This is a genomic window from Azospirillum sp. VT-I1, assembly GCF_055698305.1.
This window is the reverse complement of record NZ_CP168802.1, coordinates 835,283-852,913: the sequence shown is the minus strand read 5'-3', so window position 1 is coordinate 852,913 and position 17,631 is coordinate 835,283. Positions and strand designations below refer to the sequence as shown.

General features: G+C 69.1%; 17 protein-coding genes. 11 read left to right on the top strand and 6 right to left on the bottom strand.

Translation table 11 applies throughout. The features are described 5' to 3' along the window. Positions 1-34 precede the first annotated feature (34 nt). Together AB8P05_RS17845 and AB8P05_RS17840 are read right to left on the bottom strand one after the other, a co-directional pair. Entirely contained in the window at positions 35-967 is a 933-nt protein-coding gene (locus AB8P05_RS17845; protein ID WP_472759609.1) for a response regulator, read from the bottom strand. Beyond that, positions 964-4,425: a hybrid sensor histidine kinase/response regulator gene (locus tag AB8P05_RS17840; RefSeq protein ID WP_472759608.1), complete on the bottom strand. Its 3,462-nt coding sequence runs from the start codon at positions 4,423-4,425 to the stop codon at positions 964-966. Before AB8P05_RS17840 ends, AB8P05_RS17845 begins: the two co-directional genes overlap by 4 nt. Positions 4,426-4,574: 149 nt before the next feature. Between AB8P05_RS17840 and AB8P05_RS17835 the strand changes: the two genes are divergently transcribed. Both AB8P05_RS17835 and AB8P05_RS17830 read left to right on the top strand, forming a co-directional pair. Next, complete coding sequence (locus AB8P05_RS17835; protein WP_472759607.1) at positions 4,575-4,949, top strand: DUF1636 domain-containing protein; 375 nt, start codon at positions 4,575-4,577, stop codon at positions 4,947-4,949. Positions 4,950-5,075: 126 nt separating this feature from the next. Continuing rightward, entirely contained in the window at positions 5,076-5,333 is a 258-nt protein-coding gene (locus AB8P05_RS17830) for a hypothetical protein (protein WP_472759606.1), read from the top strand. Positions 5,334-5,449: 116 nt separating this feature from the next. Here AB8P05_RS17830 and AB8P05_RS17825 read toward each other — a convergent pair whose 3' ends face one another. Genes AB8P05_RS17825 through AB8P05_RS17815 form a run of 3 tightly spaced genes read right to left on the bottom strand, consistent with a single transcriptional unit; the run spans position 5,450 to position 8,129 of the window. Next, the gene (locus AB8P05_RS17825; RefSeq protein WP_472759605.1) at positions 5,450-6,754 is read right to left on the bottom strand and encodes a hemolysin family protein; all 1,305 of its coding nucleotides are present in this window, start codon (positions 6,752-6,754) and stop codon (positions 5,450-5,452) included. Positions 6,755-6,779: 25 nt separating this feature from the next. Next, positions 6,780-7,685 (bottom strand): exopolysaccharide biosynthesis protein, encoded by a 906-nt coding sequence (locus tag AB8P05_RS17820; RefSeq protein ID WP_472759604.1) that lies wholly within the window; start codon positions 7,683-7,685, stop codon positions 6,780-6,782. Between the two features lie 9 nt (positions 7,686-7,694). Next, complete coding sequence (locus tag AB8P05_RS17815) at positions 7,695-8,129, bottom strand: response regulator (RefSeq protein ID WP_455173758.1); 435 nt, start codon at positions 8,127-8,129, stop codon at positions 7,695-7,697. 201 nt (positions 8,130-8,330) lie between these two features. Between AB8P05_RS17815 and AB8P05_RS17810 the strand changes: the two genes are divergently transcribed. The 4 genes from AB8P05_RS17810 (at position 8,331) to AB8P05_RS17795 (ending at position 11,147) form a co-directional block, all read left to right on the top strand. After that, positions 8,331-8,804: a PAS domain-containing protein gene (locus AB8P05_RS17810; protein WP_472759603.1), complete on the top strand. Its 474-nt coding sequence runs from the start codon at positions 8,331-8,333 to the stop codon at positions 8,802-8,804. A gap of 74 nt (positions 8,805-8,878) precedes the next feature. Continuing rightward, positions 8,879-9,436: a histidine kinase dimerization/phospho-acceptor domain-containing protein gene (locus AB8P05_RS17805; RefSeq protein ID WP_472759602.1), complete on the top strand. Its 558-nt coding sequence runs from the start codon at positions 8,879-8,881 to the stop codon at positions 9,434-9,436. Further along, positions 9,352-10,482, top strand: a complete 1,131-nt coding sequence (locus AB8P05_RS17800) for an ATP-binding protein (RefSeq protein ID WP_472759601.1) — start codon at positions 9,352-9,354, stop codon at positions 10,480-10,482. The genes AB8P05_RS17805 and AB8P05_RS17800 overlap by 85 nt, the downstream gene beginning before the upstream one ends. Positions 10,483-10,538: 56 nt before the next feature. Continuing rightward, complete coding sequence (locus tag AB8P05_RS17795; RefSeq protein ID WP_472759600.1) at positions 10,539-11,147, top strand: transcriptional regulator; 609 nt, start codon at positions 10,539-10,541, stop codon at positions 11,145-11,147. 33 nt (positions 11,148-11,180) lie between these two features. On the opposite strand, the gene AB8P05_RS17790 is transcribed toward AB8P05_RS17795, so the two are convergent. Then, positions 11,181-11,684, bottom strand: coding sequence for a helix-turn-helix domain-containing protein (locus AB8P05_RS17790; protein WP_472759599.1), 504 nt, complete (start codon positions 11,682-11,684; stop codon positions 11,181-11,183). Between the two features lie 590 nt (positions 11,685-12,274). Here AB8P05_RS17790 and fliF point away from each other — a divergent pair. From fliF to AB8P05_RS17765, 5 genes are read left to right on the top strand one after another with little or no spacing between them, the layout of a single operon-like run. Continuing rightward, positions 12,275-13,936, top strand: a complete 1,662-nt coding sequence (gene fliF, locus AB8P05_RS17785; protein WP_472759598.1) for a flagellar basal-body MS-ring/collar protein FliF — start codon at positions 12,275-12,277, stop codon at positions 13,934-13,936. Positions 13,937-13,986: 50 nt separating this feature from the next. Beyond that, positions 13,987-14,763, top strand: a complete 777-nt coding sequence (locus AB8P05_RS17780; RefSeq protein ID WP_472759597.1) for a FliH/SctL family protein — start codon at positions 13,987-13,989, stop codon at positions 14,761-14,763. A 34-nt stretch (positions 14,764-14,797) separates the two neighbouring features. Beyond that, positions 14,798-15,115: a flagellar motor switch protein FliN gene (gene fliN, locus AB8P05_RS17775; RefSeq protein ID WP_472759596.1), complete on the top strand. Its 318-nt coding sequence runs from the start codon at positions 14,798-14,800 to the stop codon at positions 15,113-15,115. Continuing rightward, positions 15,115-16,020, top strand: a complete 906-nt coding sequence (locus tag AB8P05_RS17770; RefSeq protein ID WP_455173751.1) for a motility protein A — start codon at positions 15,115-15,117, stop codon at positions 16,018-16,020. The genes fliN and AB8P05_RS17770 overlap by 1 nt, the downstream gene beginning before the upstream one ends. 4 nt (positions 16,021-16,024) lie before the next feature. After that, positions 16,025-17,593, top strand: coding sequence for a sigma-54-dependent transcriptional regulator (locus AB8P05_RS17765; RefSeq protein WP_472759595.1), 1,569 nt, complete (start codon positions 16,025-16,027; stop codon positions 17,591-17,593). Positions 17,594-17,631 lie beyond the last annotated feature (38 nt).

The window sequence follows — 17,631 nt, the reverse complement described above, 5'->3', positions numbered from 1 at the left end:
AGTTTGCGCGTGAGCGGGGAGAGAGGGGATCCACTCACCCCCGTGCCGCCAGGGTGCGGATCGCCAGCGCCGCGGCGGAGGCGCGGTTCTCCACGCCCAGCTTGGCGAAGACCTGTTCCAGATGCTTGTTCACCGTGCGCGGGCTGATGCCCAGGATCTCGCCGATGTCGCGGTTGGGCTTGCCGTTGGCGATCCACAGCAGGACCTCCGCCTCACGCACGGTCAGGCCCAGCGCATCACGCAGGATCGCCTCCTGCCGGCCGGCGGCCGGTTCGCTCAGGCGGAACAGGTATTCGTCCGGGTTTGCCGGGCTGAGATAGGTGAATTCCAGCCGGCGCACCCCCTCGCCGTCCGGCAGGTCGAGCGTGAAGCTCTCCGCCGCGGCGCCGGGGTTGGAGGCCTGCCGTAGACGGACCAGACCGGCCGCCAGCGTGGCCGCCAGAGCCGGGCGCACGCCGTCCGGTCCGGGCAGCAGGCCGCCCAGCAGGCGTTCCGCCTGGGGGGTGCACCACAGCAGCCGCCCCTCCCCGTCCGTCGCCAGCAGGAAGCGGCCGGTGGCGTCCAGCGCGGCGCGGGCGCCGTAGGCGACGCGGGCGTTGGTCAGGTGGACGCGGATGCGGGCGATCAGTTCGTCCACCACGATGGGCTTGGTGACGTAATCGACGCCGCCGGCCTCCAGCCCCTTCACCACATGCTCGGTGTCGCTGAGCCCGGTCATGAAGATCACGGGCAGGTGCGACAGGTGGGGGATCTGCTTCAGCCGCCGGCAGGTCTCGAAGCCGTCCAGCCCCGGCATGACGGCATCCATCAGGATCAGGTCCGGCGTGATCTGGCCGACCAGATCCAGCGCGCTTTCGCCATCGACGGCGACCAGCACGGTCAGGTCGGCCTGTTCGATGGCTTCCGTCAGGAATCCCAGCGTGTCGGGGGTGTCGTCCACCACCAGGATCATGTCGCGGCGCTTCATCCTGTCACGGCCCCGTCCACTGCCTCTCCCTTCGGTCCCTTGCCGTCGCCTTCGGCGGCCTCTTCCACCGCACGCATATAGCCCTTCAAGTCGAAGGCGCGCACCAGTGTCCGCAGCCGCTCCACGAAGGGCGCGGCGGCGGCGTCCTCCGCCTCGATCTCGCGCAGCTTGGCCTCGATCCCGCGAATGTACCCGATCCGGCCCAGCTGGCGCAGGTCGTCGAGATGACGCAGCGCCGAATCCGGCGGCCGGGCGGGGGCCGACGCGACGATGGGCGTCGGGGACGGGTCCGCAGGCTTGACCGCCACCGGCGCCGGCGCAAGCGGTTCCGGCGGCTTTTCCGCGGCATGGATCCATTCCAGCCCGGTCAGCGCCTGGATGCGGTCGAGCAGGGCGTGGATCTCGATGGGCTTGGCGACGAAGGCGTCGTGCGGCGCCCGCCCGTCGCCCGGCCCCTGCGCCTCATAGGCGTTGGCGGAGACCATGACGATGCGGATGCGGTCGCCGAACTGCCGGCGCAGCCCGTCCGCCACGTCCCAGCCGCTCTCCCCCGGCATGGAGATGTCGAGCATGGCGAGGTCCGGCTTGCACTGCGCCGCCAGCTCCAGGCAGCCGGCGGCGTCCGACGCGGTGAACAGCACGAACCCCAGCGGGCGCAGGATGTCGGTCATCAGCGCCAGATGGTCGCGGTCGTCATCGGCCAGCAGGATGGTGATCTGCGGCCCGGCATAGCCGGTGATGGCGCGCCGCTCCGCCTGCTCGCCCGGCCGGTGCATGGCCTCCGACAGCAGCAGGCGGACGGTGAAGACGCTGCCTTCCCCCAAAGTGCTCCGCACGGCGATGTCGCCGCCCATGATCCGCGTCAGCACCCGCGTGATGGTCAGGCCAAGGCCGGTGCCGGCCACCGCCCGCACCGCCGCGCCCCGCCCGCGCTCGAACGGCTCGAACACGCGGTCGAGGTCCTCCGGCCGGATGCCGATGCCGGTGTCGACGATCTCGAACTCGGCGATCTGGCTGCGGTAGCGGACATTCAGCGCGACATGGCCGGTCTCGGTGTATTTTACCGCGTTGGACAGCAGGTTGATCAGGATCTGGCGCAGGATCTTGCTGTCGGTGTGGACCCATGCCGGCAGGTGCGGCACGCGGGCATAGCGGAACTCCAGCCCCTTGGCGGTTGCCTGGATGCGGAACATGTCGGCCAACTGGTCGAGGAAGTCGATCAGCTGCACCTTGTCGCGGCTGAGCCGGCGCAGGCCCGATTCGATCTTCGAGATGTCGAGCAGCCCGTCGATCAGGTTCGACAGATGCTCCGCACTGCGGCGGATGACGCGGACGGCGTCCTGCGGGCGCTGGGTGCTGTTGCTCTCCAGAAGCTGGGCATAGCCGGAGATGGCGTTGAGCGGTGCGCGGATTTCGTGGCTGACGCCGATGATGTAGCGGCTCTTGGCGGCATTGGCGGCCTCCGCCACCTCCTTGGCCTTCTGCAGGGCGGCGTCGGTGCGTTCGTGGGCTGCGATCTCGTCCATCAGCATGGCGGTCTGGCGGGCGGTTTCCTCCTCCGCCTTGCGGCGGCTCTCATGGGCCAGCACCAGCAGCCAGGCGGCGACGCCGGACAGGATGAACAGGCAGACGAAGACGGTGAACAGCGCGGCGTGGATCGCCGCCCGCTCCGCCGCGTCGGCATTGGCGTACTGGAAGTCGATGACCACCAGCACCCCGCCCAGCACCAGCGAGAACAGCGTCATCACCCCGATGAAATGGCCGGTGCGGGTGTGGACCCCCGCCGCCATGCGTTTGGGCAGGACCCGTTGCAGGCTGTGGGCGATCTGGTCGGCGAAACGGCTGTCGGTCTTGCACAGGTCGTGGCAGCGCGCCTCCAGCGTGCAGCAGAGCGAGCAGATCGGCGCGTCGTAGGCCGGGCAGAAGGCCATGTCCTGCCGTTCGAAATGGTTTTCGCAGATCGAACAGCGGATGGTCGCGGCATCGCCGGGCAGGGTGTCGGACTTGCGGGCGATGTAATAGCGGCCCTTGGTCCTCCAGGCGATCAGCGGGGCGGCGGCGAAGGCGACGACCAGCCCGATGAAGGGGGCCAGCGCCTGGGCCACCGGCCCCAGAAGCCCGAAGAAGGCGGTGGTGGAACATAGCACCGACAGGCCCATCGCCCCGGTGCCGACCGGGTTGATGTCGTAGAGGTGGGCGCGCTTGAACTCGATATGCGGCGGGCTGTAGCCCAGTGGCTTGTTGACGGCCAGATCGGCGGCGACCGCGCCCAGCCAGCCCACCGCGACGTTGGCGTAGAGGCCGAGGATGCTCTCGATCACGCCGAGGATGCCGATCTCCATCAGCAGCAGGGCCAGCAGCACGTTGAACACCAGCCAGACGACGCGGCCGGGATGGCTTCGGGTCAGGCGGGAAAAGAAGTTCGACCAGGCGATGGAGCCGGCATAGGCGTTGGTGACGTTGATCTTCATCTGGCAGACCACGACGAAGATGCCGGTCAGCGCCAGCGCCACGGCAGGCGAGCCGAACACGTCGAGGAAGGCCATGTGGTACATGCTGTTGGGCTGCACCGCATCCGCCGCCGGCATTCCGTGCTTCAGCGCCAGGAAGGCCAGCAGCGACCCCGCCGCCAGCTTCAGGCTGCCGATCAGCACCCAGCCCGGCCCGCCGGCCAGCATCGCCGCCCACCAGCGCAGGCGCCCGATGCGCGCCTGGGAGGGCAGGAAGCGCAGATAGTCCACCTGCTCCCCGATCTGCGGCAGCAGCGAGAGCAGGACCGAGGCCGCCATGCCGAAGGGCAGCAGCGACAGCCCGCCGTCCGGCGCATAGACGCCCGGCAGCGAGGTCCATTGCGCCAGCGTCTCGCGGTCGAGCAGGAAGAAATAGGCCAGCGGCACGCATTGCAGCAGGATCCACACCGGCTGCGTCGCCCATTGCATGCGGCTGATGATCCGGATGCCGTAGATGGCGATGGGGATCACCGCCAGCGAACTGATGACGTGGGCGACCGAGGCCGGGATACCCAGCACCATGGTCAGCCCGGCCGACATGATGCTGGCCTCGATGGAGAACAGGATGAAGGTGAAGGAAGCGTAGACCAGCGAGGTGATGGTGGAGCCCAGATAGCCGAAGCCCGCCCCACGGGCCAGCAGGTCGATGTCCACCCCGGCCTTGGCCGCATGGTAGGTGATGGGCAGCCCGACCAGGATGCTGAGCACCGCCACCGCCAGGATGGCGGCCATGGCGTTCTCGAAACCGTAGGTCAGGGTGACGGCGGCGCCGATGGCCTCGCAGGCCAGGAAGGAGATGGCGCCGAGCGCGGTGTTGGCGACGCGCCAGGCGCTCCAGCGCCGTGCCCGCTCCGCCGTGTAGCGGAGCGCATAGTCCTCCAGCGTCTGGTCGGCGGCGAGCTGGTTGTACTGCCGGCGTTCACGGACGATCCGTTGCCTCGCGCTCATGCCCGTCCGCCGTTCCCGTCCATCGCCCCTGCCCGACCGCATCGTCGGGAGTTTGGCAGTGCTTGGCAAGCCGCAAGCGCGTTGACAGCCTCCGAGCCGGTCTCTAGCTGTCGGGCCGTACGTATCGGGAAACCACTGGAAACCGAAGCATGACCGTCGAGCTTGTCGTCTGCGAAACATGCCGCCGTCCGGAAGACCCGCCCGACGCCGTCCGTCCGGGGGCGGAGCTGGTGGCGCTGATGGAACGGGTGCTGGCCGACGCCCCCGATCTGGCGGCACAGGTGCGGCTGCGGCCGATGCGCTGCCTGATGAGCTGCAAGCGCCCTTGTGCCGTCGCGGTGCGTTCGGCCAGCCGCATGAGCTATGTGCTGGGCGATTTCGCCCCGGACGAGGCGACGGCGGAGACGCTGACCGCCTATCTGCGCGCCTACGCAGCGACCGCCGACGGGATCGTTCCGTTCAAGCAATGGCCCCAGGGGGTCAAGGGTCGTTTCGTTTCCCGACTGCCGCCGCTGGAGGATTGAGCGGGACGGACGGTACTTAGGTGCTTTCCCTTACTGCTGAAGGACGTGTTTGACAGACCAAGGCCGCGCCCCAAATATTGTTGGTCACACCAATCAATCTCCCCCGCGAGCAAGGAGGAGTGCCCGATGAAGGTCGACCCCGAGGTCCTGAATTGCGCCACCGGCCTGCTGCACATGGCGCGGGAGGCCGAACGCTCCAACGGCTGGGAAGCCGGCGACCTGCTGCGGACCACGCTCCGCCTTCTGGTCGTGGCCGGCGCCGACGGGCATGGCTGGAATGCGGACGACCTGACCGAAGAGGTGCGCGATCTGGTGCGGGCGGTGCAGATGACCAACGCAGACGAGGGCGTGCGGTGCTGCGGCGGAGCGGCGGCGGTGCATTGAGGAGTTTGGACGGCCGACTGGTGGATTGAGGTGAGTTAACCCCCACTTATCCTCCCCCGCCCAGCGGGGGAGGATAAGTGGGGGCTAGCTTCGCGAGAATCCGACACCAGCCCCCCTCACCCCTCCGAGATCTCCGGGTTCAACTGGATCAGCACCTTGTCGATGCGGCGGCCGTCCATGTCGACGACCTCGAAGCGGATGCCGTTCCAGAACAGATGCTCCGCCGCGGTCGGAATATGGCCGAAATGGTCGAGGAGGAAGCCGGCGATGGTGTGGAAATCGCCCTCCCCCTTCATGTTCTTGACGCCGACCAGCGCCTCGACCTCCTCCACCGGGGTCATGCCGTCGACCAGCCAGCTGCCGTCCTCGCGCTGGACGGCGGCGGCCTCGCCCTCGTGGGCGCTGTCGGGCAGTTCGCCGGCGATGGCCTCCAGGATGTCGGTCATGGTGACCAGACCCTCGACGCTGCCATATTCGTCGACCACGATCGCCATGTGGACGCTGGCCTGCTTGAACAGGTCCAGAAGCCGGAAGACCGGCGTGCCGTCATGGACGACCAGCGGCTGGACCATCGCCGCCTTCAGGTCGAAGGCGATGCCGTTCAGCGACTGGTCCAGCAGGGCCTTGGCGGCCACCACGCCCTGCAGCTCGTCCACGTCGCCGCGGCAGACCGGGAAGCGGGAATAGCCGCTCTCGCGGATCTCGCGGCCAACCAATTCGGGCGTGTCGTCGATGTCCAGCCAGATCAGGTCGGGGCGCGGGGTCATGATCGACCGCACCGTCCGATCGGACAGGTGCATCACCCCTTCGATCATCTGGCGCTCGGCCGGCTCGAAGACGCCGCTCTGGGTGCCCTCGGCGATCAGGGTCTTGACCTCCTCCTCCGTCACCGTCTGCTCGCGCGAGGTCGGCAGGCGCAGCAGCTTCAGCACCGCGTCGCTCGACACGCCCAGCAGCCAGACGACCGGGGCGGACAGGCGCGAGACCGTCCGCATCGGGCTGGCCACCAGGGCGGCGATCCGCTCCGATGCGATCAGCGCCACGCGCTTGGGCACCAGCTCGCCGATGATCAGCGAGAAATAGGTGATGGCGGCGACCACCAGGGCGAACGCAACGGTGTGGCCGTAGGGCGCGATCCACTCGACCTGTTCGTTCAGGACGCCGCCCAGCCGGTCGGCCAGGGTGGATCCGCCATAGGCGCCGGCGATGATGCCGGTCAGGCTGATGCCCACCTGCACCGTGGACAGGAAGCGGCTCGGATCCTCCGACAGCTCCAGCGCGGCGCGGGCGCCCGCGCCGCCCTTCTGCTCGGCCATCTGCTGAAGCCGGGCGCGGCGCGCCGACACCAGCGCCATCTCCGACATCGCGAAGAAGGCGTTGAGCAGGATCAGCAGGACGATGACCAACAGTTCCCAAATCATGGCGGTATGCCCGAAGGGCGCTCCCTCAACCGATCAATTGTTGCGCCACGGCGACCGCCGCCTGCCCGAGACCGAGCAGGAGGGCGGCGACGAAGGCGATGGACAGAAGGCCGGCGATCAGGCCGGCCGACACGAAGGCACCGTCGGATTCCATCAGCCCCAGCGCGATCAGCGCGATGGAGAAGGCCGGCGGCTGGTTTCCGAAGACGATGGGAAGGGCGAGGACGGCGGCCAGCACCATCACCGCCACGCCGACGAAGCGTTCGGCGGTGGGGCCGGCCAGCACCGGCAGACGCGGGCGCAGATGCCGCTCCAGCCGGTCGGCCCAGGGCTTGGCCCGGCGGATCACGCCCAGGAAAGCCTTGCGGTCGAAGGTGGCCGCCAGCATGCGGCGCGGCAGCCAGGGGCTGTGCCGGCCCAACGCCATCTGGGCGCCGATCAGGATCATCGGAACGCCGGTGGCGGTCGACAGGCCGGGCACCGGCAGCACATTGGGGATGGACAGGATCAGCAGCAGCGCCCCGAAGGCGCGGTCGCCCCGCGCATCCATGATCTCGCCCAACGAGATGCGGTCGGACGGGACGCCGGAGGGAGGAAATTGGCCGGATAAGCCGGGGGCGGAAGGGGAATCGGGGGAGCCGCAGGAGGCCACGTCGCCACGGGCCAGAAAGTCGTCCAGCAGATCGGAAACGCGCGCACAGGCCCGGTCCGCACCGTGGGGACCGGCGTCGTTCGACCTGGGGGACGACCCGGGAGGTCGGTCTTTGCTCACGGCTCTCCCCGATGCCGGAAACGGGATCGGAGCGGGCCGGGCGAAGGATGGCAGGAAACCATGGACCTTTCGCGTCGCGGCGGCATCGATCTCCCTTCTACAGGAAGGGCGACCAAAGCGCCAGAGCGGGTTCGCCCCCGCAAAAGGCGATCCGGCCATCCGAACAGCCTATTGCTTCTTCTGGATGGCGAAGCTCAGCCGCTTGGTCAGGTCCGCCTTCGACACCGGCTTCACCAGGTAGCCGGAGATGCCGTAGGCGATGGCGCGCTTCACCACGTCCGCCTCGCGGTGGCCGGTGAGGACCAGGACCGGCAGGTCGGCCAGCGGGTTGCCGGTGGCGGTGCGCAGCGCGTGCAGCAGGTCCAGCCCGCCCATGCGCGGCATTTCCAGGTCGCAGATCGCCGCATCGACGTCCCCGCCGTTCTTGCGCAGGATGTCCAGGGCCTGGATCCCGTCCGCCGCCTCGAACACCGCCCGCACCTTGATGTCGTGCAGCAGGCGCGAGATCAGCTTGCGGGTGAAATCGTCGTCCTCGACCAGCAGCACACCCAGATCGTGGATCGTCCGGATCTTCCGGGTGCCGCCGCCTGCCTCCACCACCATGACGCTCTCCGCTTGGCCCGTTTGCGTCCGGCGATCACGCCGGTCGCTGTTCGTCACAGTTTTTGTAATGCACCGTTGCTCAGTCGTTAACGAAATTGCGTTAAAGGGTGCCGACCGCGCAAATCCTGCCGACGGGCAATGGCATTCGGCTGCGCGACACCTTATCCTTGCAACCCGACCCGGAGAAGGACCGCCCGCCCCGTGACCCCACCGCCCGCCGCCCCCGCCCCGCCCTTCGGCGCTTCGCCCGACGCGGCGATGTTCGCCGCCGTGGTGGAGGCCAGCGGCGCCGGCATCGTGGTGAACGACGCGACGCTTCCCGGCCAGCCGATCGTCTACTGCAACCGCGCCTTCCTGGAGATGGTCGGATATGCGGCGGAGGAGGTGATCGGCCGGGACGGCTCGTTCCTGCAGGGGCCGGACACCGATCCGGAGACCGCCGCCCAAATCCGCGCCGCCCTGGCGGAGGCGCGCCCGCTGTCGGTGGAGGTGCTGAACTACCGCAAGGACGGCAGCGCCTTCTGGAACGCGCTGACCCTGCGGCCGGTGCCGGGGCCGGGGGAGCAACCGGGAGAAGGGTCCGGGGGCGGACGCGCTGGATCGCCGCGTCCTGCGCCGACGTCACCCGCAGCCGCCGGTCGGAACAGGAGCTGCGCACCGCGGAGGACCAACTGACCCGGCTGGCGGCGGAGACCTTCGCCCTGGCCGAGAATTTGGACCGGGCGCGGGAGGAGGCGGAGGCAGCCCAGATGGCGGCGGAGAATGCCAGCCGCGCCAAGTCGCGCTTCCTGGCGATGATGAGCCACGAGCTGCGCACGCCGATGACCGCGGTGATCGGCATGGGCGACCTTCTGATGGGAACCGGCCTGTCGGACCAGCAGAAATCCTTCGTGCGGACCTTGCGGTCGTCGGCGGACACGCTGATGACCATCCTGAACGACGTGCTCGACTTCTCGAAGATCGAGGCCGGGCAGCTGATGCTGGAGGAGATCGACTTCTCCCTGCCCAGGCTGGTCGACGACGTGGTCCAGCTTTTCCTGGTGCGCGCCGCGGCGAAGGGGCTGAACCTGTCCGCCTCCATCGCCGACGACACGCCGCGCCACATCCGCGGCGACCCGACCCGGCTGCGGCAGGTGCTGTTCAACCTGGTGTCCAACGCCATCAAGTTCACCGAACGCGGCGCTATCGAGATCGCGGTGTGGTCGCCCGACCCTCCCCCGCCATGGACACGGATGGAAGCGGCACAATCCCGGACTCCCTGCCGGTCACCCTGCGGTTCGAGGTGCAGGACAGCGGCATCGGCATGACGATGGAGCAGCGCGGGCGGCTGTTCGACGCCTTCGTCCAGGCCGACGCCTCGACCAGCCGGAAATATGGCGGCACCGGGCTGGGGCTGGCGATCTGCAAGCGGCTGGTGGAGGCGATGGGCGGGGAGATCACCGTCACCAGCGCGCCCGGCCGCGGCTCCGCCTTCCGATTCTCGATCATGACGCGCACGGCGGAAGCACCGCCGGTGGGCGAGCTGGGCACCCGCGGCCTGACGTCGGCGGCGACGGACGAGCCGCCGCAGAGCCCGGTCGCGCTGCGGCTTCTGCTGGCCGAGGACAACGACATCAACCGCATGCTGATCACCGCCATGATGACCCGCATGGGCCACCGCATCGACGCCGTCAACGACGGGCGCGCGGTTCTGGATGCGGTGAAGGCGGCCGACTACGACGTGCTGATCCTGGACATGGAGATGCCGGTTCTGGACGGGCGGTCGACCGCGCGGGCGATCCGGCGGATGGACGGGGCGGCGGCGCGCATTCCCATCGTCGGCCTGTCCGCCGACGCGCTGCCCGAACATCGCGACGGCCACATGGCCGCCGGGCTCGACGCCTACCTGACCAAGCCCATCGACTGGGAACAGCTGAATGCCGTGCTGGTGGATCTGGCGACCCGGCCGGAGGAGGGGCGCGTGGTGCCGATCCCCGGCCGGCCGGCCCTGGAAGGCGGCCATTTCATGGCCTTGCCGCTGCTCGACCGGGTGAAGCTGGCGGAGCTGCGGCTGGCGCTGGGCGGCGAGGCGCTGGACGGCATGCTCAACCTCCTGCCGGAGACGGCACTGCGCGAACTGACCGCCATCCGCTCCGCCCTGCAGGCCGGACGCCCGAAGGAGCTGAGGCAGGCCGCCCACACCCTGTCCGGGCTGGCCGCGAATTTCGGCGCGCCGCGCATGGCCGCCATCGCCCGCGCCATCAACGACAATCCGGCCGACACCGACAAGGTGGCGGCCCTGCTCCCCCTGCTGGAGACCACCGTCACCGCCACCAGCGGCCTCGTGCGCGAACCGGCGGGCAGCGACGACTGAGGGGCGTACGGACGGGCGGTTGAGCGGCGGGCGGCCGATCTGCTAGAGATTAGGAAATGAAGAAAGCCACGCCGAAGCGGCGCAGCGGTTCGCCCCGCATCACCCATCCCGACCAGTTCGACCTGCTCGACGTGCCCGAGCCGACCGCGGTCATGATCACCTATTCGGGCCGTACGGTGGACCTGGAACGGCCGGACTTCGGCCCCTTCGACATCGAGGACATCGCCCGCCCGCTGGCCTACCAGTGCCGCTTCGTCGGCAACACCCAACGCTTCTTCAGCGTGGCCCAGCATTGCGTGCTGGCGAGCCGGCTGGCGCCGGAGGGCTATGCCTATGACGCGCTGATGCATGATTGCGAGGAAGCCTTCACCGGCGACTGGCCGACGCCGTGGAAGGTGCGGATCGGCCGCGACGCCATCCGGCAGGCGGTGGAGCCGATCAAGAGCGCGCTCGCCCTGCGCTTCGGCTTCCGCCACCCGGAGCCGAAGGCGGTCAAGCTTGCCGACCAGCGGGCGCTCGCCACGGAGCTGCGCGACCTCTGCGCACCGCACCGCGTCAACTGGCGCGACCTGCCGGCCCCGGACGAGGCCGCCATCGTGCCGCTCGGCCCCGAGGAGGCGCTGGCCGATTTCCTGGAGCATTACCGCCGCCTGCGGCCCGCCTGAGGCCGTCAGGCCCGCGCAGGCCGCGGAACGGGATCAGGCGTGGCCGCCCTGCTCCGCCCTTCGGCCGCGGCCGCGCTTGACCGCCGGTGCCGCATCCGCCCCGCCGCCGTCGGTCTGCTGCTCGGCGCAACGCTCCGCCAGTTCGCGGATGGCGGCGCGGATCTGCGGGTCGCGAATGCTCTGGAAATAGCGGGCCAGCATCAGCGCCTCGCGCGATTGCAGGGTGTTCTCCTGCTCCTCGCCGCCGCCCGCCGCCGGAATCTCGCCGCCCTCCGTGGCCGGCTGGCGGTTCTCCAGCCCTTCGAAGAAGACGGACACGGGCACGCGGAAGAACTGCCCCAGCTTGAACAGGCGGCTGGAGGACACGCGGTTGAAGCCGCGCTCGTATTTCTGCAACTGCTGGAATGTCAGGCCGAGTGCCGAGGCGACGTCGCTCTGGCTGAGGCCGGCCAGCATGCGCAGTTCCCGCAGGCGTTGACCGACGAACACATCGACCTCGTTCAGGCCTTCCTTCTTCTCGCGGCCACGCCGTTTCATGGCTCTCCCCCTTCGATCCTGTACAGGCCCCGGCCGCCGAACGGTGTCGACGCCCACCGGGACACCGGTTGGCCCTTCGAACCGGAAAGCGTCGCAGGCGGCGTCGATACTGGAAAGACGTCGGCGGGCAGGACGATCGGCCGGTTGCGGGCATGGAATGCAACTCAGCTATGACCGGCACCCCCCGATGTCAACCGCCGCTCGGCCGTCTACCTCTTTTGGACAGAGCCTGTTTCGCGGGAATCGCCGGCGCAGGAACACGGCTGCACTCTTTTCGCGCAAGGGACGGTATTTCCCTACCCACGGTCGCGCCGAGCCGCCCGCTCCGCTCAAGCCGGAAATCCGCTGCGGCATTGTGACCCATGGTTGCGGAAGGTTACCGTCGCAGGGCTGCAACATTTGCGGGGTACTAGGCATATTTTGCCGGGCGCCCGGCAAAAACTGCCGCTGATTAACCCTCTCTTCATCAAGACGACGCAGCATGCCCCAACGTAGGCAAGCCCGGCGCGGAACTTGCAAAAACCGTCTCGCATCAGCGAAACGGCCGATGCGAGACGCAAGCCGGGGAGACTTCCGATCGGGGACCGCGCGTGAACAACCTGCTGCAGACCTTGCGCAATCTCGGGCCCGCCCGCCTCGCGGCGATCGGCGGCGTCGGGCTGTTGCTGATCGGATTCTTCGTCTACCTGACGACCCGCCTGTCCACACCGGAGATGGAGTTGCTCTACGCCGAACTCCAGCAGACGGAGGCGGCGGCCATCGCCAAGAAGCTGGAGGAGGCCAAGGTCCCCTTCACCGTCGACAAGACGGGCACGAAGATCATGGTCCCGGCCGATCAGGTCGGGCCGATGCGCATGCGCATGGCGGCCCAGGGCCTGCCGTCCGGCGGTTCGGTCGGCTATGAGCTGTTCGACAAGGGCGAAGGCTTCGGCGCCACCAGCTTCATGCAGAACATCAACCACCTGCGCGCGCTGGAAGGCGAGATGGCGCGCACGGTGCAGACGCTGAACGGCGTCCAGCAGGCCCGCGTCCATCTGGTGCTGCCCAAGCGCGAGCTGTTCGCTCGCCAGCAGAACCCGGCGACCGCCAGCGTCTTCCTGAAGCTGCGCCCCGGCGCCCAGTTGAGCCGCGAGAACATCCAGGCGATCCAGCAGCTGATCGCCGCCTCGGTCCCCAACCTGGACCCCAACCGCATCTCCATCGTCGACGACAAGGGCAAGCTGCTCGCCCGCGGCACCGGCAGCGACACCGCCGAGGCGATGATGGCGTCGGCGGAGGAGAAGAAGCAGGCCTATGAGGGCCGGCTCGCCCGCACCATCGAGGATCTGCTGGGCCGGACGCTGGGCTACGGCAAGGTCCGGGCGGAGGTGTCGGCCGACCTCGATTTCGACCGCATCACCACCCAGTCGGAGATTTTCGATCCGGAAAGCCAGGTCGTCCGCTCCACCCAGACGGTGAACGAGTCGAACGAGAGCAGCGACCGCGACCCGCTGGCTCCGGTCACGGTGGACCAGAACCTGCCGACCTCCCAGGCCAGCAGCAGCGCCAGCCCGCTGTCGTCGAACAAGTCGAACCGCAACGAAGAGACGATCAACTACGAGATCACCAAGACCACCAAATCGCATGTGCGCGAGGCCGGCACCGTCCGCCGCCTGTCGGTCGCCGTGCTGGTGGACGGCACCTACCAGCTCTCCAAGGACGCTCCGCCGGCCTACCAGCCGCGCAGCGAGCAGGAGGTCGAGAGCATCAAGGCGCTGGTGCGGTCCGCCGTCGGGCTGGACGCCGTGCGCGGCGACACGCTGGAGGTGGTCAACATGCGCTTCTGGTCGCCCGAGGACGACGTCCAGAAGCCGGAAGAGCTGTTCATGGGCATGACCAAGGACGACCTGTTCCGCATCGCGGAGATGGTGGTCCTGGGCATCGTCGCCGTCCTCATCATCCTGCTGGTCATCCGCCCGCTGATCTCCCGCGCCTTCGAGAAGGCCGAGATGCAGGAGGAGGACGAGATGGACCGCCTGCTGACGGACCAGGCCGGCATGCCGGCGGCACTCGCCGCCCCCACCGGCGCGCTGGCCCAGGATCTGGCGCTGGAGGCCGCGCAGGCCGACGAGGAACTGGAGCAGATGATCGACATCAACCGGGTGGAAGGCCGCGTCCGCGCGTCCTCCCTGCGCAAGGTCGGCGAGATCGTCGACAAGCATCCGGAAGAGGCGGTGTCGATCCTGCGCAACTGGCTGTACCAGGAGAGCTGAGCCATGCCGGCCTCCGTTTCCATACCGTCTTTCGAGGGAGGGCCGCGGCGATGAGCGTGCGCAAATTCCTCTTCGACGAGTCCTTCGATGTGGACGCCGTGCCCCGCATGACCCATGTGGAGGATGACGATCTGCTACCGGAGGACGAATTCGCCCTGCCGCCGGAACCGGAGCCGGAACCGGAGTTGCCGCCCGCGCCGACCTTCGGCGAAGAGGAGCTGGCCGCCGCCCGCGCCCAGGGTTACGAGGAGGGTCTGGCCGCCGGCAAGTCGGAAGGGACGGCCGCCGGATACGGCAAGGGCTTCACCGACGGCATGGCCGCCGGTCAGAACACAGGGTACGAGCGCGGCAAGGCGGAGGTCGAGGCGACGGTGAACAACCGCATCGCCGGCGCGCTCTCCCAGATCGCCGACGGGGTGTCCCGCCTGCTGGCGGAGCACGAGGCGGGCAGCGCCGCGCGCACCGAACAGCCGGTCCATCTGGCCCTGGCCATCGTCCGCAAGCTGCTGCCCGAATGGGCGCGGCGCGGCGGGATGGCCGAGGTGGAGGCGATGGTCCGCAACTGCCTGACCGACCTGATCGACGAGCCGCGGCTCGTCATCCGGGTGGCGGAGGATACGATGGGGCTGGTGCGCGACCATCTGGACCGGACGGTCGGGGCGAGCGGATTCGGCGCCAAACTGATGGTGATCGGCGACCCGTCGATCGCGCCGGGTGGCTGCCGCATCGAATGGGCCGAAGGCGGCATGGAGCGGGACACCGCCCAATTGCTGGCCGAAATCGAACGCCGTGCCGCGCACATGCTGGAGGCTCCGGCCCCCGTCTAAGGGGTGACCGGATTGAAGGAGGTCCGAGACCGACATGCCGAGCGACAATTTCTCGCTGAACGACCTGCACGGTGGCGATGGCGACGAGTATGCCAGCCCCGGGATCGCCAAGGATCTGGAGGCGGTGTACGACATCCCCGTCCAGATCTCCGCGGTTCTGGGCAAGTCGACCATGCAGGTGGCGCAGCTGCTGAAGCTGGGCCGCGGCGCCGTGGTGGAGCTGGACCGCAAGGTCGGCGAGGCCATCGACATCTACGTCAACAACCGCCTGGTCGCCCGCGGCGAGGTGGTGGTGGTGGAGGACCGGCTGGGCGTGACCATGACGGAAATCATCAAGTCGGACCGGGGCTGATGGCGATTTCGTCCGACAGCGCCGCATCCCGCGCCAAGGCGGCCCAGCCGCAGCCGGCGGCCCCCGCCGCCGCAGCCGCCGCTCCCGGGCGGGGCGTGCGGCTGCGCGGCGGGCTGGACGTGGCGACCCTGGTCGGGCTCGCCGCGGCGGCCGGGGTGATCCTGCTGGCCATCACCACCGGCGGTTCGGCGCGCGCCTTCCTCGACCCGCCGTCGCTGCTGATCGTGCTGGGCGGGACGCTGGCGGTCACCACCGCCTCCTTCTCGCTGGGTGACGTGGCGGTGGCGTGGCGCAGTGCGGCGGCGGTGCTGGTCCACCAGACGCTGGACCCCAAGGGCGTGGCGCGGCAGGTGATCCTGCTGGCCGAGGCCGCCCGCCGGGCCGGGCCGGAGACCCTGCGCAACGTCCTGCCGGAACTGCGCGGCGAGCCCTTCCTGCACCGCAGCGTGACCCTCATCACCGAAGGCCATCCGCCCGACACAATCGAGCGGATGCTGACCGGCGAGGTCGAGGCGACGGCCGGCGCCCTGGGCAAGAGTGCGGGCGTACTGCGCCGCGCGTCGGAAGTGGCCCCCGCCATGGGGCTGATCGGCACGCTGGTCGGCCTCGTCCAGATGCTGGGCAGCCTGAGCGACCCGTCGGCCATCGGGCCGGCGATGGCGCTGGCGCTGCTGACGACCTTCTACGGGGCCGTGCTCGGCAACGTCGTCCTCTCCCCGCTCGCCGCCAAGGTGGAGCGGTCGGCGGAGGAGGACGCGCTGGTCAAGACCCTCTACACCATCGGCGCCGTGTCCATCGCGCGCCAGGAGAATCCGCGGCGTCTGGAGATGCTCCTGAACGCCGTCCTGCCGCCTGGAAAGCGGATCCAGTATTTCGACCGGGAAGCCCCGAGAGTGGGAGCGTAAGGCTATGCGTCTGCTGATCGTTGGAACGTTGGAAGGCTACATCACCGCCGCCGGCAAGATCGCCATGAAGCGCGGGGCCAAGGTGTCGCACACCGACAGCATCGAAGGGGCGCTGACCGCCTTGCGGGCCGCCGCGGGTGCCGATCTGGTGATGATCGACGTCAAGCTGGACATCGCGACCTTCATCGACAGCCTGAAGTCGGAGCGGATCACCATCCCGGTGGTCGCCTGCGGCATCGGCACCGATGCGGCCGCCGCCGTCCGTGCCATCCGCGCCGGTGCCAAGGAATATCTGCCGCTGCCCCCCAACGCCGAGCTGATCGCCGCGGTGCTGGAGGCGGTGGCCGAGGAAAGCCATTCGATCGTCTGCAGCGACCCGGCCATGCTGGCCACGCTGCGGCTGGCCGAACAGGTGGCGCCCAGCGACGCATCGGTGATGATCACCGGCGAGAGCGGCACCGGCAAGGAGCTGATGGCCCGCTTCATCCACCGCAAGAGCCGGCGGGCCAACGAGCCCTTCGTCGCGGTGAACTGCGCCGCCATCCCGGAGAACCTGCTGGAATCGGAGCTGTTCGGGCATGAGAAGGGCGCCTTCACCGGCGCCGTTGCCCGCCGCCTGGGCAAGTTCGAGGAGGCCAACAACGGCACCCTGCTGCTGGACGAGCTGTCGGAGATGCATCCGCGCCTGCAGGCCAAGCTGCTGCGCGCCATCCAGGAGAAGGAGATCGACCGCATCGGCTCCAGCCAGCCGGTGAAGGTCAATGTCCGCCTGATCGCCACCTCCAACCGCAACCTGGAGGCGGAGGTCCGCTCCGGCAATTTCCGCGAGGATCTGTATTTCCGCCTGAACGTGTTCAGCGTGGCGATCCCGTCCTTGCGCGAACGCCCGGCCGACATCCCGCTGATCGCCGAGCATTTCCTGAAGAAATACGCGGAGGCCAACGGGCTGGGCGACAAGCGCCTGACCGAGGACGCCCTGCTGATGCTGAAGTCCCACCACTGGCGCGGCAACGTGCGCGAGCTGGAAAACACCATGCACCGCGCCGTCCTGCTGTCGCGCGGGGAGGAGGTGGGTCCCGAGGCCATCATGCTGACCAGCAAGATGCTGGCGCCGGAAGGCAGCGCCCAGGCCTCCATCCCCGCCGACTCGCCGGTTGCCAACCCCTTCGCCGGCCCCGGCGGCACGGTGCCGGCTGCCCAGCCGCAGGCGCCTCAACTGCCCGTCTCCGCCCCGCCCCTGGTGGTTCCGCCGCCGGGCGCCCTGCCGACCAGCTACGGCCCGCCGAAGGGCGGCAAGGCCGGCCCCTACGGCATGGCCGCCAACAGCGGCGCCGCCGCCGCGGCGAATGCCGGCGGCACCGGCGCCGGTCTGGCGGCGCTGATCGGCCGGACGGTGGCCGACGTGGAGCGCGACCTTATCCTGGAAACGCTGACCCACTGCCTGGGCAACCGCACCCATGCCGCCAACATCCTAGGCATTTCGATCCGGACGCTGCGCAACAAGCTTAAGCAGTACGGCGACGAAGGCCGAAGCGTGCCCGCCCCGGGCAACGACGAACGGGCGACCGCCTGACGGCGGGTCCGGTCAAGGCCTGAGCGGCGGGAGCACAC

Excerpts from the sequence above, each read along its gene's own strand:
- AB8P05_RS17845 (WP_472759609.1), bottom strand. The coding sequence starts at position 967 with ATGAAGCGCCGCGACATGATCCTGGTGGTGGACGACACCCCCGACACG.
- AB8P05_RS17840 (WP_472759608.1), bottom strand. The coding sequence starts at position 4,425 with ATGAGCGCGAGGCAACGGATCGTCCGTGAACGCCGGCAGTACAACCAG.
- AB8P05_RS17835 (WP_472759607.1), top strand. The coding sequence starts at position 4,575 with ATGACCGTCGAGCTTGTCGTCTGCGAAACATGCCGCCGTCCGGAAGAC.
- AB8P05_RS17830 (WP_472759606.1), top strand. The coding sequence starts at position 5,076 with ATGAAGGTCGACCCCGAGGTCCTGAATTGCGCCACCGGCCTGCTGCAC.
- AB8P05_RS17825 (WP_472759605.1), bottom strand. The coding sequence starts at position 6,754 with ATGATTTGGGAACTGTTGGTCATCGTCCTGCTGATCCTGCTCAACGCC.
- AB8P05_RS17820 (WP_472759604.1), bottom strand. The coding sequence starts at position 7,685 with ATGGCCGGATCGCCTTTTGCGGGGGCGAACCCGCTCTGGCGCTTTGGT.
- AB8P05_RS17815 (WP_455173758.1), bottom strand. The coding sequence starts at position 8,129 with ATGGTGGTGGAGGCAGGCGGCGGCACCCGGAAGATCCGGACGATCCAC.
- AB8P05_RS17805 (WP_472759602.1), top strand. The coding sequence starts at position 8,879 with ATGGCGGCGGAGAATGCCAGCCGCGCCAAGTCGCGCTTCCTGGCGATG.
- AB8P05_RS17800 (WP_472759601.1), top strand. The coding sequence starts at position 9,352 with ATGGACACGGATGGAAGCGGCACAATCCCGGACTCCCTGCCGGTCACC.
- AB8P05_RS17795 (WP_472759600.1), top strand. The coding sequence starts at position 10,539 with ATGAAGAAAGCCACGCCGAAGCGGCGCAGCGGTTCGCCCCGCATCACC.
- AB8P05_RS17790 (WP_472759599.1), bottom strand. The coding sequence starts at position 11,684 with ATGAAACGGCGTGGCCGCGAGAAGAAGGAAGGCCTGAACGAGGTCGAT.
- AB8P05_RS17780 (WP_472759597.1), top strand. The coding sequence starts at position 13,987 with ATGAGCGTGCGCAAATTCCTCTTCGACGAGTCCTTCGATGTGGACGCC.
- fliN (WP_472759596.1), top strand. The coding sequence starts at position 14,798 with ATGCCGAGCGACAATTTCTCGCTGAACGACCTGCACGGTGGCGATGGC.
- AB8P05_RS17770 (WP_455173751.1), top strand. The coding sequence starts at position 15,115 with ATGGCGATTTCGTCCGACAGCGCCGCATCCCGCGCCAAGGCGGCCCAG.
- AB8P05_RS17765 (WP_472759595.1), top strand. The coding sequence starts at position 16,025 with ATGCGTCTGCTGATCGTTGGAACGTTGGAAGGCTACATCACCGCCGCC.